The sequence below is a fragment of the Agathobaculum massiliense genome (genome assembly GCF_900291975.1).
Lineage (GTDB): Bacteria > Bacillota > Clostridia > Oscillospirales > Butyricicoccaceae > Agathobaculum > Agathobaculum ammoniilyticum.
The window spans coordinates 169928-184630 of the sequence record NZ_OMPN01000001.1 but is presented as its reverse complement, the minus strand read 5'-3'; the positions used below and the strand labels follow the sequence as shown (position 1 = coordinate 184630).

The following is a 14703-nucleotide window of genomic DNA, read 5'->3' as shown; positions in this document are numbered from 1 at the left end:
CCCTGCCGCTGCCGGGCAGGAGCCGTTCTGTTGTACTTAATCTTATCCGTTCAGGGGTATTTTGTCAAGACGGTCTACCACATACAGACGTTTGGCATCTGTGGCTTTTCGATTCTGCGGGACAGATATCGGATCAGACGTATGCCCAACAGCCGCAGCACAACGACGTATAGAAGCCCTGCGCCGCACACTGTCGCCCCCAGTGCAGCAATATCATTCATGAGGTACTCTTGCAGAACAGAGTAGAAAATCCGCGTCCAGCAAAAAAGGGTAGCGCCGCATAGTAGCGGAACGCCAAAGCGGCGCAGCGGCCGGACCGCGAAGCCGGTATGCCGCTGCAAAATGCAGAAATTGATTAGAAACGCACCCGCGCTGGTCAGCAGCATGGCGAGCAGATAACCGTAAATGCCGAGTGTCGGCCGTGCGCACCAGCGATACATCAGGCAGAGCTGGACCAGCTCCGCGCTGACTGCCGTGACCACATTCAAATGCTGCAGCCCGAGCGCGTTCAACAGGCTGCCGGACGACATCTGGTAGTAACTGACGATTGCGACCGCTCCCAGCAGGGCTACATAACCGGCCGTCAACGGCTGGCCAAAGAAGAACTCGCTCAACTGCGGCGCAAGCGGAATCAGCACCGCTGTAGCAGGCAGCGCAATCAGGCCGACGGTGGAAACCGATCTGCCGATTAACGCCTGCACGCGCTTGATATTCCCGACCGCCTGCGCTGCGGTGACTGCCGGAAGCAGAGCGGTGCAGACTGAGCTGACCAGCGCCACTGGAAGAAGAAGCAGAGGCATCGCCATACCGGAGATTACACCGAGTGCCGAGAGTGCCTGTTCATAGGTCAGTCCGGCCACCATCAGCCGCTGAGGAAGCAGGACCGAACCGGCCGAGCTGATGATATTGCCGACCAAAGCCGATGCGGAAAGCGGCAACGCGATAAAGAAAAACTGCTTGCTTGTCTCTGCGTCGAGTCTTCCGGCGCGCTGACCAGCCGCTATATTTTTCTGGAACAGACGTGTCAGGAACAAAGCGCTGAACACTTCGCTCACCACCATGCCAGCAAAAATCAGCATAGCGATCGTTCCGTAATCCTCTCCCTGGTATTCATATAACAGGATACCGACTGATAAAATCCGGATCAGTTGTTCTCCTACCTCGGAATAGGCGGTAAACTGCATTTGTTCCAGGCCGATAAACAGGGACTTGAAGATATTCTCCACACCGGTCAGCGTGAGGCATAACAGAACGAACGGGAACGCCTTGGCGCACCGGATATCTCCCAGCCATCCGGCCGCGATCCTGTTTCCGAAAAGCAGGATGACCGCCGCGCAGAATGTACATAGTGTAAAAAAAACTGTGAACGCCAGCCGGAGGATCGCACCGATTTTTCCGCGCTCTCCCCTTGCCTCGCTGGCCGCGCTCAGACGGGAGCAGGCCATGGTCACGCCGGAAAGGCAGCCGGCATTGAGTACCAGATAGGCGGAATTGACTAGGCGGTAAACGCCAAGCCCCTCCGCGCCGGCAAAGTGGCTGAGGATAACGCGATAAAGGAATCCCAGCGCCTGCAGCGCCAAATTGCCGCAGGCAAGGATTCCGGCCGCATATAGAATCGTTTTTTTCTGAATCCGCACGGCATGACCCCATTTCACTTTAAGGCTATGCCGAGTTATGCACGGATATGAAAGAAAAAGGCCTTCTCCACATAGGAGAAAGCCTGGTATACCCTTATATCCTTTTGCTCATTTTTTCGCTGTATTCCGCGCGGAACGCAGCAAATGTGCCCTGTTCGAGTGCATCACGGATCTCCTGCATCAAATGGTTATAGAACCACAGGTTATGCATGACCAACAGGCGCTGAGATAGCATTTCACCGCTTTTGAGCAGGTGGCGGAGATAAGCACGGCTGAATCTCTGGCAGGTCGGGCACCCGCAGCCTTCCTCGATCGGCCGGTCATCCGTCTGATATTTTGCGTTCATAATGTTTAAAATACCATTATGCGTGAACAGGTGTCCATGCCTTGCGTTTCTGGTCGGCATGACGCAGTCAAAGAAATCGACGCCGCGCGCCACGCCTTCGATGATGTTGGACGGTGTGCCAACTCCCATCAAATAACGCGGCTTGTTTTCCGGCGCATGCGGCAGCACCACATCCAGGATGTGATACATGACCTCGGTGCTTTCGCCCACCGCGAGGCCGCCGATCGCATAGCCGGGCAGGTCAAGCTCTGCAATCGCCTGCATATGCTCGATGCGCAGGTCGTCATAGGTGCCGCCCTGATTGATGCCGAACAGCATCTGCTGCGGATTTACCGTATCCGGCAGGCTGTTGAGCCGCGTAAGCTCTGCCTTACAGCGCCGCAGCCAGCGGGTTGTCCGGTCGATCGAGTCTTTAACATATTCGCGCGGCGCCGGATTTTCAATGCATTCGTCAAACGCCATTGCAATATCCGAGCCGAGGTTCGACTGGATCCGCATGCTTTCCTCCGGCCCCATAAAAATCCTGCGCCCATCGACATGCGAATGGAACGTTACGCCCTCTTCCTTGATTTTGCGTAACGTAGCCAGAGAGAACACCTGAAAGCCGCCGGAATCGGTCAGCATGGGGCCGTCCCAACGCATAAAGCGGTGCAGCCCGCCCATTTGCCTGACGATCTGATCCCCCGGCCGCACATGCAGATGATAGGTGTTGGACAGTTCGATTTGACATCCGAGCGCTTTCAGGTCAAACGCATCAACCGCGCCCTTGATCGCGCCGGCCGTTCCGACATTTTGGAACACCGGTGTCTGCACAACGCCGTGGGCGGTGCAAAATTCCCCTCTTCTGGCGTATCCCTCTGTTTTGAGCAGATTAAAAGTTCCTATTTTCATAATTCCCTCGTTACTTTTCAAGCAGTGGGTCTATTTTACCACAAACCGCCAGCCGTTTCAATGTTGCACCGGCAAATAATTCGTTTTTCCTCTCTGAAATGGCTGCTTTGCCGCCTCAAACGCGGCGCTTTGACAAAATTCTATCAGAATTGTATACTATAGCAATTCCCAGGATATTTGATTGGCATCTTTTTGTTAGGTATTGTTTGCGTTTTGACTTGTTTTTTTCATCCGCAGCCCATACAATTACAGTAACAGCAGTTACTGCAGGCTTACCAAAGGAGAATGCTTATGGATCGCTTTACAGGCTATGTCGGCACCTACCATTCCAGCCGCTCGCAGGGGATTTATCGTTTTTTTCTGGACGCCGAATCCGGTAAATTGACAGGAGCGAACTGCGTTTTAGACGTGCCTGACTCCAAATACCTCGCCATACGCCAAGACGGTTTGCTGGCGTCGGTCGTAGGGCGTGCAGGTAAGGCCGGACTCTGTGTGGCGGATCTGCGCCAGTCTTCCCACCCCTTTCAGGTGGAAGCCTTCACCGAGGGAAGCGCAGGCTGCCATGCGGCGTTCTATCAGACGTATGGGTATACCGCCAATTTTCACGCCGGAACGGTTTCTTTTTACCGGATTGCTGATAAGACACCGGTTTTTCAGTACACAATACCCATAGCGCCCGGCGCGGGCTGCCATCAGGTCCTTTTTCACGCGGATACGCTGCTGGTCCCCTGCATGGAGCTGGACGAGATTCGCATGTTCCATATTCCCGATCACACCCCCTGCGGCACGATCCCCTTTCCGCAGGGCAGCGGCCCGCGGCACGCCGTTTTGGATGAGACATCCCAAGCCCTGTATGTAGCCGCCCAAAAGGATAATTCCCTTTACTGCTTCCATATCTGCGGAAACAGAGAATTCCGCCTATTTCAGCGTGTTCCGCTGCTGGTCTCCCCCGACCCCGCGCGAGACGAAGCCGCCGCGATCCGTCTTTCACCGGACCACCGGTTCCTGTATATCTCGGTGCGCGGCGCAGACCAGATCGTCGTTTTGGAGCGAAGGAACGGCAAACTGCAGGTCATTCAGCGCATTCCCTCCGGAGGCGAACATCCGCGTGATATCGCCCTCTCGCCGGACGGACGCTGGCTGCTCGCGGCAAACCGCTTTTCCGGCGATCTGGTCAGCTTCCCGCGCGACTCTGCCACCGGCCGCCTCGGCGCGGCCTGCGGCCATACAATCATCCACCAAGGCGTCAGTATTGTTTTTGATGCCCAAGAAAGAAAGGAACATGAAAAATGAAGCTTTGTGATATCGGCATTATCGGACTTTCCGTTATGGGCCGTAGCCTTGCGCTCAATATGGCTGACCACGGTTTTTGCGTTGCCGGCTATAACCGTAGCCGTTCGGTCACGGAAGCGGTGGTGCTGGAGCACCCGCATCCCAATCTTATGCCGTTTTATACACTGGAGTCGTTCGTCTCCGCCCTCAAGCGGCCGCGCCGCGTCATGCTGATGATCCAGGCGGGCGCACCGGTCGACGCTGTGATCGATCAGCTCCTCCCTCTGCTGGCCACAGGTGATATTCTTCTGGATGGGGGAAATTCCTTTTTTGAAGACACCCGACGGAGAAGCCGGATGCTTTCCGAAAAAGGCATCCAATACTTTGGCGTTGGCATTTCCGGCGGAGAGGAAGGCGCCCGCCGCGGCCCCTCCATCATGCCGGGCGGCGATGCGGACGCGTATCCCGCGGTGCAGCCTATTCTCGAATCCATCGCGGCGACCGCGGAGCAAATGCCATGCTGTGCCTATATCGGACCGGATGGTGCCGGACATTATGTGAAAATGGTCCACAACGGTATCGAATATGCCGATATGCAGCTTATCGCGGAAAGCTACCTGCTGCTCAAATATTGCGGTGGTTTTTCCAACGCTGCGCTTGCAGAGCTGTATGCGGACTGGAATCAGGGAGAGCTGAAAAGCTTTCTGGTCGGTATCACCGCAGACATTTTTCGGGAGAGGGACGACCTTGCGGACGGCGATCTGATCGACCACATTCTTGACAGCGCGGCTCAAAAAGGCACCGGACGCTGGACAAGTATGGAATCGCTTCGCCAGGGCGTGGATGTTTCCATGATCACAGCGGCGGCAGGCGCGCGCGTCATGTCCAATGCGCTGGAAACCCGCGAAAAGGCGGCTGGTCTGCTTGAGGTGGACGCAGTTCCTCCGGTGCAAGACCGAAAAGCATTTGCCGAACAGATCCGCCGCGCGCTTTATGCCGCGAAGATCGTCGCTTACGCCCAGGGCTTTTCGCTGCTGCGGGACGCTTCCGAACGCTATCACTGGTCACTTGACCTGGGAACGATCGCCGCTATTTTCCGCGCCGGCTGTATCATTCAGGCAGACTTTCTGAACGATATCACCGCCGCATTCCGGCGCGATCCGCTGCTCGGGAACCTCCTGCTCGACCGCTTTTTCCACGAAAAAATTGCCGCAAACCATCAAAGCCTGCGCAGCGCGGCCGCTTCGGGCATCCGGACAGGGCTGCCCCTGCCTGCCATGACAAACGCGCTCTCCTATCTGGATGCGTTCCGTTCCCCGCATACAGGCGCGAACCTCATCCAGGCACAGCGCGACTTCTTCGGCTCGCACACCTATGAGCGCACCGACCGTACCGGAGCATTTCATCACGAATGGAGGAAAACGGAATGAGCAAGGCCTTTACTATTTTTGGCGGCACTGGCGATCTGACCTTCCGCAAACTCCTGCCCGCGCTTTACAACGGAAGCATTTCCGGCGCGGAATCCGAGGATTATCAAATCATTATCATCGGGCGGCGGGAGTATACCACTGAGCAGTACTGTGCGCTTGCCCGTGAATGGGTGCAGAAGTTTGCGCGCCTGCCCTACTCGGATCGCGCGTTCGGGCGATTTGCCTCCCGCATCGCATACTACCGCATGGATTTCTCCGACCCTGCCGCCTATCAGGAGCTGAATGACTATTTCAGCGCGCACGGAATTGAGGAATTTATTTTTTACCTTGCAGTCGCGCCCCGCTTTTTCGGTCTGATCGCCGAAAATCTGGCGTCGGTATCAGGCGCCTCCCGCGGCAAGGTGATTCTGGAAAAGCCGTTCGGTGAAACGCTCGAAGCGGCAAAGGACTTAAACCGCCGGCTGGAAACGATTTTTTCTCCGGACCAGATCTACCGTATCGACCACTACCTCGGCAAGGAAATGGTCCGCAACATTGAAACAATCCGCTTCTCCAATCCGATTTTTACCAACCTGTGGGATGCGCGCTTCATTGAATCCGTGCAGATCTCCGCGCTGGAGGACGTTGGCGTCGAATCCCGCGGCGGCTATTATGACGAAGCCGGCGCCATGAAAGACATGGTGCAAAACCATTTGTTCCAAATTCTCTCTATCGTGGCGATGGAGAGGCCCAGCGATTATATCGGCTCGGATATGCACGCGGAACAGCTCAAGGTTTTGCATGCCCTGCGTCCGGTCGGCCAGGAGCCGATCAAGGATACGCTCGTCCTTGGCCAATATGAGGGCTACCGGCAGGAAAAGCTGGTGGGCGCCCATTCCCAGACCGATACCTACGCTGCTTTACGTCTGTTTATTGACAATGACCGTTGGCGCGGCGCACCCTTCTATATCCGCACAGGGAAAAAGCTGGGCGAGCGGGAGATGAACGTCGTCGTAACATTCCGGCGCCCCCGTCCGGATGTTGCGCATAACGTTCTTGTCATCCGCATACAGCCGACCGAGGGCGTCTATCTGCAGTTCAATATCCAAAAACCGGGCGATACCACTGATATCACCCAGGCAAAGATGGATTTTTGCCAAAGCTGCCTGCTGGAAAACCGCATCAACACACCGGAGGCATATGAACGGCTGATCGGCGCCTGCATCCGCGGCGAACACTTTTGGTTCTCCCAATGGGACCAGATCGAAACCGGCTGGGAATACGTCGAGCAGCTCCGCACCGCATACCGCGAAGCAGGGCTTCCTCTTATCAGCTATCCTACGGGTTCCTCCGGACCCGTGCAGGCCGACCGGCTGCTCGAGCGGTTTGGCCACGCATGGTTCAAGACCTGATATAAAGAAACAGCGCCGGCAGATGCCGGCGCTGTTTCTTTTCCTTTACCCATTTTAATAGAGAAGCATGGAATCGCCAAACGAGAAAAATCGATATTCCTCGCCAATCGCCTGCCGGTATGCATTCATCACCATCTCCCGCGTGGCGAACGCGGAAATCAGCATCATCAGCGTGCTCTCCGGCAAATGGAAGTTTGTCACAAGGTGATCGACCGCCTTGAACTGGTAGCCCGGGTAAATAAAAATATCCGTCCAGCCCGACTGGGGCCGTACCTGCCCGCTTTCATCCGCGATTGTTTCCAGTGTCCGGCAGGCGGTCGTGCCGACGGCCCAGATCTTACCGCCCGCAGCCCGCGTACCGTTGATCAGGCCAGCGGTTTCCGCATCCATGATATAATATTCGGCGTGCATCACATGGTCGGTGATCTCCTCCTCCTTGACAGGCCGGAACGTCCCCAAGCCAACATGCAGCGTGACAAAGGCAAGCTTTACCCCCTTTTTCCGCAACGCCTCCAGCAGTTCCGGCGTAAAATGGAGGCCTGCCGTGGGCGCAGCGGCCGAGCCGGGCGTTTTGGAATAAACCGTTTGATACCGCTCCGGATCATCCAGCTGTTCCTTGATATACGGCGGCAGCGGCATCGTGCCGAGCTGATCCAGTATTTCCAGGAAAATCCCTTCATGGTGGAATCGGATCAGGCGGTTCCCGTCTGGTTGAACGGCCTCAACCGTGGCGGTGAGCATACCATCCCCAAAGGTCAGCTCCACGCCGGTGCGTGTCTTACGCCCCGGCCGCGTCAGGCACTCCCACAGCCCTTCCCCCTTATCCGTTAGCAGTAGTACCTCGATCGGTGTCGTATGCCCGACCGCATGCCCCATCAGCCGCGCCGGAATCACGCGGGAATTATTGAACACCATACAGTCCCCCGGCTCGACATAGGCCAGCAGGTCGCGAAAATGCCGGTGCGAGACCGACCCGTCCGTCCGATCCAGTACCAACAGACGGGACGCGTCACGCTGTTCCAGCGGATGCTGCGCGATCAACCGCTCTGGAAGATCAAAATAAAAATCGCTTTTTTTCATCATAAAAGCATGGACGCCCGCGCGGAGCGCCCATGCTGCTTTCCTCCTTTACTGTCTGTTCCGCGTTTATCCGGCAACGGAAACGCCGGTAAAATAGAATTTGAGTATTTCTTCATAGTCAAAGCCCTGCTTGGCCATCGCATAGGCGCCCCACTGGCTCATGCCTACGCTGTGGCCCCAGCCGGAGCCCTGAAACGTATAGCTCGCGGCATTCGTAACGGGAGCCTGCTCTTCCGCGTCCTCGGTAGTGCGGATCAGAACCGTTTCGCTTTCAAAGCCCACCGAGAAGCCTAACGCCTCCCCTATGTCACGCACCTTATAATAGTTGTTCCCATTGACACGGTAGCCTGTCAGGGAAATCTCCTTCCCGTTCAGCAGGATCGTGGAATCCGAGGGCGTACAGCTTTCGACCGCAGTCGTACCCGGCGCAGCCATTTCACCGCCGACCGTTTGGTAGGCCGCACCTTTGGTCAGCTCGATGCGGTTGTTCCTGCCGTCCCATGCCACATTGAACTGGCTGTCCGTACCATTCAATATGTAGGCGATATCGCGCAGCTTATAGTAGTTGTTGTCATTGATATTATAGCCCTGCGGCTCGACCGGCTTGCCATCCGCGGTTACCTTATGCGTGGATGGGCTGATCTTCAAGCTTGCGCGCTGCGGCAGGACGGCCGCGGCGCCAGAAGTATTGGGCGTGATCGTATACCGGATGCTGTCCAGTCCGAATACTGTGCGCACCTCGTCTTTCTCAATGATCACCTGTTTGCCAGCCGTATCCGTCACAGTCACTTCATTGACGTTGTCCGTCGCGGTCCGCTTGGTGACTTCCACATTTGCCACGGTGCCGATCGTGTATCCGGCGCTTATCAGCTTTTTCTGCACTTCTGCCGCAGTGAGGGTCACGCTCCACGAGCTGTCGTATTCCTCGTAAGGATCGATCTTGCCTTTCAGGTAAGGATAGTCACCACCCCAGACGTTCGCGGCATCCTCGGTCGCGCCGCCATCCGATGAAAAGAAATACCCGATGACCGGCTCCCCCTCATAGGTCAGGTATTCCCCCTTTGTGGCGTCCACCGCCGCATCAGAAGCCGCGGTCGCTTTATTGGCGCCCAGATAGACCTGGCAGTTTGTGGTATTGCAAAGGTCGTACCCGTCGCTTGTATGCTTATGCGTTCCCAGCGCGAAAGACCGTGCGCATACCGCCTGTGCTTTCTGCGCTTCCTCCGGCCATTCCGGATCGATCTCGTACGGAAGAACGCCCTTCACATAATCTTCTAATCCAACATAATTTATAACAGTCAGGTTTCCGCTGGAAGAACGCCTGTACACAAAATCCCCGCGCCACTGATAGCCCCTGAACCAGGTCAGCTCGCTGTTCGGACGGATGGCCAAATGATCCGCGCCCGCCGCCGAGGTATACAGGACCTTACCGTTCGCCGTGTTCGACACCTGGAAAGCATCGTTCACCAGCTTCACGGTAAGCTGAGTATCCGATAAAGCCGTGCCGCCGGAAAATGTGGTGCCGTCCATCGTGCCGACCGTGTAGCCGGCCTCCTCGCCGGATACATTTTCCAGCTTTGGGTCAGCAAAGGCATTTTCCCCACTGATGGTAAGCCCGACGCGCAGCGTTACATTGGTATCGGCCGCTGACGCGGGCAGGCCGGTGAAGCAGGCGGTCACCACTGTGACGCAAAGCAGCAAGGATAGGATTTTTTTCATACGGTTCATTTCATTAAAGTCCTCCTATTAATTTCTTCTGGCTTCTATTGACAAATAACAGACCATATTCTAAAATAAAGTCGATATGTATATTCCGTCACTACGATAGAGGCGCGGTTTTCATCAGTATCGTCTGGAAGGGGCCGTAACCCCGTTTGATCAGGCGAGAAAGGGTCTGCCGCCGAAGCCTTCTCCTTGTTACGGCAGGGCGGGCTGGACGTCGAGGAAAACATCCCTGCGTCTGTCATCAGCAGCAATGCCGGTGGAGAGCTATCCTTTTTAGAAGAATACGGATTGTCCGCTTTTTCTATTATAGTATAGATCATACCGGTTTTTCAACCGGTTTTTTTCTTTATTGCCGTGTTGGCGGAAATTATCCAACGATTTGTAATTTTGGGGAGGACAATGTGGAAATGAAGCATTACAAAGTTGGCATCGTCGGTGCGACCGGCATGGTCGGGCAGCGTTTTTCCCTGCTGCTGGAAAACCATCCTTGGTTTGAGGTCGCCGCGCTTGCGGCGTCCGGCCGAAACCGCGGCAAAACTTATGAGGAAGCCTGCGCGGGCCGCTGGAAGATGACCGCGCCGATGCCGGAAAAGTTCAAGGACATGGTGATGTACGACGCAACGGAAGACGCGGAGGAGATCGCCGCCAAGGTGGATTTTATTTTCTGCGCTGTGGACATGAAAAAGGATGAGATCCGTGCGCTGGAGGAAAAATACGCAAAGCTGGAGTGTCCGGTCTGCTCGAACAATTCGGCTCACCGCATGACGCCCGATGTGCCGATGATCATTCCGGAAATCAACGCGGCGCATGCGGCGATCATTCCGGCGCAGCGCAAGCGCTTGGGGACAAAGCGCGGCTTTATCGCAGTCAAGTCCAATTGTTCGATTCAGAGCTATGTACCCGCCCTTTCCGCCCTGCTGGATTTTGAGCCGACCGAGGTTGCCGTCTGCACCTATCAGGCAATTTCCGGCGCCGGCAAAACCTTCGAGAGCTGGCGCGAAATGGTTGATAACGTTATCCCCTACATCGGCGGCGAGGAAGAAAAAAGTGAAAAAGAGCCGATGAAGGTGTGGGGCCGCGTCGCAGGTGACCATATCGAGCCTGCCTCCTCCCCTGTTATCACCGCACAATGCCTGCGCGTGGCATGCTCGGACGGTCATATGGCGGCAGCGTTCGTCAAATTCAAAAACAAACCCGCCAAGGAAGAAATGATTGCGCGCTGGCGTGGCTATCAGGGCCGTGCGCAGGAGCTCGCGCTTCCCTCTGCCCCCGCGCATTTCCTGACCTATTTCGAAGAGGACGACCGGCCCCAGACCAGGCTCGACCGCGACCTGGAGAACGGCATGGGCGTTTCGATCGGCCGGCTGCGCGAGGACGCCCTGTACGACTATAAATTTGTGAGCCTGTCACATAATACCCTGCGCGGCGCAGCGGGCGGTGCCGTATTAATGGCCGAGTTATTGTGCGCCGAAGGCTATATGGACCGATAAGGAGGAGTATGACAATTATGAAAAAGCCTGTTTTTACCGGTGCCGGTGTTGCGATCATTACACCGTTCAAGGCGAATGGTGCGGTAAATTATGACGAATTCGGACGCATCATCGACTATCAGATCGCGCATGGCACGGACGCCATCATTGTCTGCGGCACAACGGGCGAATCATCCGCCCTGCACGACAAGGAGCATCGCGAGGTTCTCGCCTGGTGCTGCGAGTATGTCAACCACAGGGTTCCCGTTATTGCCGGCGTCGGTTCGAACCACACGGATTATGCAGTCGAACTGACCAGGTTTGCCAAGGAGTGTGGCGCCGAAGGCGGCCTTTCTGTTACCCCTTATTACAACAAGACGACGCAGCGGGGCCTTCTCGCCCACTACACTGCGATTGCTGACAGCTGCGACCTGCCGATCATTCTCTACAACGTTCCCAGCCGGACCGGCGTATGCTTTACGGCAGACACGCTGCTTGAGCTTTCCAAGCATCCAAACATTAACGGCATCAAAGCCGCATCCGGCAATTTCACGCTTCTTGCCGAAACCATGGCAAAATGCGGGGGTGACCTTAACGTCTGGTCGGGTAACGACGACCAAATTGTCCCCATGATGGCGCTGGGAGGCAAGGGCGTCATCTCAGTCCTTTCCAACGTTGCCCCGCAGGAAACGCATGACCTGACGCAGCTGTGCTTTGAAAACCGCTATCCGGAAGCCGCTGCCATGCAGCTCAAGTACCACAACCTGATCGACGCATTGTTCTGTGAAGTCAACCCGATCCCCGTCAAGAAGGCTATGGAGCTGTTGGGCTGGAATCCCGGGCCGCTGCGCCTTCCGCTTGTCGAGCCTAGTGAAGAGCACACCGCTTATATCCAGCGCGAGCTTGCGGCTGTGGGCTGCCGGATCGAGTCATAAATTAAAGGAGTTTTGAAAAGATGTTAAAAATCGCGCTTTCCGGCTGCAGCGGCCGGATGGGCCGTGTGATCGCCGATATTGTCGCCAGCCGTAATACGATGCAGATTGTTGCCGGTTTTGATGTCAATACGGCAAAATATGCGGATTTTCCGGTTTTTTCCGACCCCTTTGAGTGTACGCTTGACTGTGATGTAATCATCGATTTCTCCAATGCTTCCAGCACGGAACATCTGCTGGCGTATTGTGAAAAGCACCATCTTCCGGTTGTAATCTGCACCACCGGCCATACCGGAGAGCAACTCGACCGGATCCGCAGCGCGGCGGCTAAAATCCCCGTGTTCCGCTCCGGCAATATGTCGATCGGTATCAACCTGATGACCGCTCTCCTTCGCGAAGCCGCCTCTATTTTAGGCGATCAATATGATGTGGAGATCATCGAAAAGCATCATAACCAGAAGCTTGACGCGCCCTCCGGCACGGCTCTGATGCTTGCCGATGCCGTGGCAGGAGCGCTTCCCTATAACGCCACCTATGTGTACGACCGCCACCAACGCCGCGAAAAGCGTCCTGCACATGAAATCGGTATATCTGCGATCCGCGGCGGTACGATTGTTGGCGAACATACCGTTTTGTTCTGCGGACGGGACGAAATCATCGAGATCAAGCATACCGCCCTCTCCCGCGAGGTTTTTGCGGTTGGCGCTGTTGATGCAGCCGCCTTTATGGTCGGTTGCCAAAAGCCTGGGATATACGATATGAACGATGTGATTGCAGCCCGCAATATTGAATTTCCCTAATTTCCCTGCAAAAGTAAAACAGAAAAGCCCAAAGGCACAATTCTGTCCTTTGGGCTTTTCTGTTTTTAAGAGAGAAAGTAAGAGGGTTTTTTTGTGGCAAAATTTTAGTAATTACGGTATTTTGCCGCATTTGGTACCGTGACCGCGTACTAATTTGGTTCGGTTACCGTGACAAACTATAAACGCAACAGACCGGAATGTCAATAGAATTTTCAAAACTTTTCGCCGCCGGTTTTGTTTTTGTGGGAATTGTATATTTTCCTTGAAATTCTTTCGTTTATTTCGTATAAAACCGTTCCCGAAGCCATATTGGACTGGTATGCGTCATTTTTTGTCTTTGTTTTTTGTGCAGACTGTCAAATTTACAATCCCCCGCTCTGGACATAATACCGAATTTCATTAAATTTTATTTTTTAGGATTGACTTTGCCATGGAATGTGGTATAGTGACCATGTAAAGCACAAAATGTTATTTCAGCGGCTGCCACTGCACCGAGCGCATTAGAGCAGCTTTTCTTTTTGCCGCGTCCGGCACCGTTCCCGCGAGCGATTTTGCGCTTACACACGCATGTACTGCAAATTTTATAGGAGGGATACCCCATGAAAGAATTCAAGATGTATGCCGACATCGTCTACCATGATTCCTTTCAGGAATTTATGGAAGGAGAAAATGTCGGTGCAGAGGATTTTATTTTAACAAATGAATTCCTGTACAACCAGTATGTCAAGCCGCTCAACCCCAACTGCGGCTCCCTTTTCATCGAGGCGTATGGCAAGGGCGAGCCGACCACCGAGATGGTTGATGAAATTAAAAAGGCAATTCCGGCTGGTGTCAAGCGCCTGATCGCGGTCGGCGGCGGCTCGGTCATCGATATTGCGAAGATGTGCTCCCTGCATGTTTCCTCCAACAAGACCGAGGATCTGTTCGACCTGAGTCCGGACGCAGAGAAGCCCACCCGCATCTATGAGGTATATGCAATCCCGACTACCTGTGGCACCGGTTCCGAAGTGACGAACGCCTGTGCCGTCGAGTTGTCCAGCCTGCACACCAAGCGCGGCCTGAACAGCCCTCTGATGTTCCCCGCAAAATCTGTGCTGATTCCGGAGCTGATTTCCGGCCTGCCGTATAAGTTCTTTGCTACTTCGTCGATCGATGCGCTTATCCATGCGACTGAGTCCTACCTCTCCCCCAAGGCCAGTCCGGTTTCCGAGCTGTTCTCCAAGGAAGCGATTCGCCTGATCTTCGAAGGCTATCAGTACATCGTGAAAAACGGCCTGGACAAGTGGACGGACCGTGCGCAGGAGTTTATCAACGCTTCCAACTTCGCAGGCCTTGCGTTCTGCTCGGCGGGCTGTGCCGCAGTGCATGCTTTGAGCTATCCGCTCGGCGGCGGCTATCACATCCCGCACGGCGAAGCCAACCAGCTTGTTTTCGCGGCAACGTTCCGCAAGTACAAGGAAAAGCAGCCGGTGGGCAAGATCAACGATCTCGAGAAGCTGTGGGGCGACCTGCTCGGCGTTCCGGCTGATCAGGCGCTGGAGGCAGCGTTCCAGTTATTCGACCAGGTTCAGCCGCGCAAGCCGCTGAAGGAATTCGGCATTTCGGATGCGGAATTCCAAGGCTTTGCAGAGGGCGTCATGGCTGGCCAGACCCGTCTGCTGAATAACAACTATGTACCGCTCACCATTGAAGATATGGTTGAGATCTATAAGTCGGTATATTAATAACAA

11 protein-coding genes and 1 riboswitch are annotated in these 14703 nt (G+C 55.1%); of the genes, 7 read left to right on the top strand and 4 right to left on the bottom strand.

Annotation, left to right across the window (positions count from 1 at the left end):
* Positions 1-74: 74 nt before the first annotated feature.
* Positions 75-1637 carry an oligosaccharide flippase family protein gene (locus DBQ51_RS00870; RefSeq protein ID WP_147573680.1) on the bottom strand — a complete coding sequence of 521 codons (1563 nt, stop codon included), beginning with the start codon at positions 1635-1637 and terminating at the stop codon, positions 75-77.
* A 94-nt stretch (positions 1638-1731) separates the two neighbouring features.
* Entirely contained in the window at positions 1732-2874 is a 1143-nt protein-coding gene (gene tgt, locus DBQ51_RS00865; RefSeq protein ID WP_107630488.1) for a tRNA guanosine(34) transglycosylase Tgt, read from the bottom strand.
* Between the two features lie 291 nt (positions 2875-3165).
* Here tgt and DBQ51_RS00860 point away from each other — a divergent pair, with 291 nt between their 5' ends.
* From DBQ51_RS00860 to zwf, 3 genes are read left to right on the top strand one after another with little or no spacing between them, the layout of a single operon-like run.
* Positions 3166-4167: a lactonase family protein gene (locus tag DBQ51_RS00860; RefSeq protein WP_159068017.1), complete on the top strand. Its 1002-nt coding sequence runs from the start codon at positions 3166-3168 to the stop codon at positions 4165-4167.
* Entirely contained in the window at positions 4164-5576 is a 1413-nt protein-coding gene (gene gndA / locus DBQ51_RS00855) for an NADP-dependent phosphogluconate dehydrogenase (RefSeq protein ID WP_054325935.1), read from the top strand. Before DBQ51_RS00860 ends, gndA begins: the two co-directional genes overlap by 4 nt.
* Positions 5573-6967 (top strand): glucose-6-phosphate dehydrogenase, encoded by a 1395-nt coding sequence (zwf, locus tag DBQ51_RS00850; protein WP_107630486.1) that lies wholly within the window; start codon positions 5573-5575, stop codon positions 6965-6967. The genes gndA and zwf overlap by 4 nt, the downstream gene beginning before the upstream one ends.
* A gap of 54 nt (positions 6968-7021) precedes the next feature.
* Here the strand turns inward: zwf and queA are convergent, their stop codons facing one another.
* The gene (gene queA, locus DBQ51_RS00845; protein ID WP_107632107.1) at positions 7022-8047 is read right to left on the bottom strand and encodes a tRNA preQ1(34) S-adenosylmethionine ribosyltransferase-isomerase QueA; all 1026 of its coding nucleotides are present in this window, start codon (positions 8045-8047) and stop codon (positions 7022-7024) included.
* A 66-nt stretch (positions 8048-8113) separates the two neighbouring features.
* Positions 8114-9775, bottom strand: a complete 1662-nt coding sequence (locus tag DBQ51_RS00840) for a SpoIID/LytB domain-containing protein (protein ID WP_107630485.1) — start codon at positions 9773-9775, stop codon at positions 8114-8116.
* 89 nt (positions 9776-9864) lie between these two features.
* Positions 9865-10047, top strand: a riboswitch (Lysine riboswitch).
* 132 nt (positions 10048-10179) lie between these two features.
* Here DBQ51_RS00840 and asd point away from each other — a divergent pair.
* The 4 genes from asd to DBQ51_RS00820 all read left to right on the top strand — a co-directional run bounded on the left by asd (position 10180) and on the right by DBQ51_RS00820 (position 14697).
* On the top strand, positions 10180-11262 hold the full coding sequence (asd, locus tag DBQ51_RS00835) for an aspartate-semialdehyde dehydrogenase (RefSeq protein WP_107630484.1): 1083 nt from the start codon (positions 10180-10182) through the stop codon (positions 11260-11262).
* 17 nt (positions 11263-11279) lie between these two features.
* Positions 11280-12176, top strand: coding sequence for a 4-hydroxy-tetrahydrodipicolinate synthase (gene dapA / locus DBQ51_RS00830; protein WP_107630483.1), 897 nt, complete (start codon positions 11280-11282; stop codon positions 12174-12176).
* 20 nt (positions 12177-12196) lie between these two features.
* A complete protein-coding gene (gene dapB / locus DBQ51_RS00825) occupies positions 12197-12973 on the top strand; it encodes a 4-hydroxy-tetrahydrodipicolinate reductase (protein ID WP_054325932.1) in 777 nt (258 codons plus the stop codon).
* A gap of 599 nt (positions 12974-13572) precedes the next feature.
* The gene (locus DBQ51_RS00820) at positions 13573-14697 is read left to right on the top strand and encodes an iron-containing alcohol dehydrogenase (protein WP_107630482.1); all 1125 of its coding nucleotides are present in this window, start codon (positions 13573-13575) and stop codon (positions 14695-14697) included.
* The last annotated feature ends 6 nt before the right edge of the window (positions 14698-14703 follow it).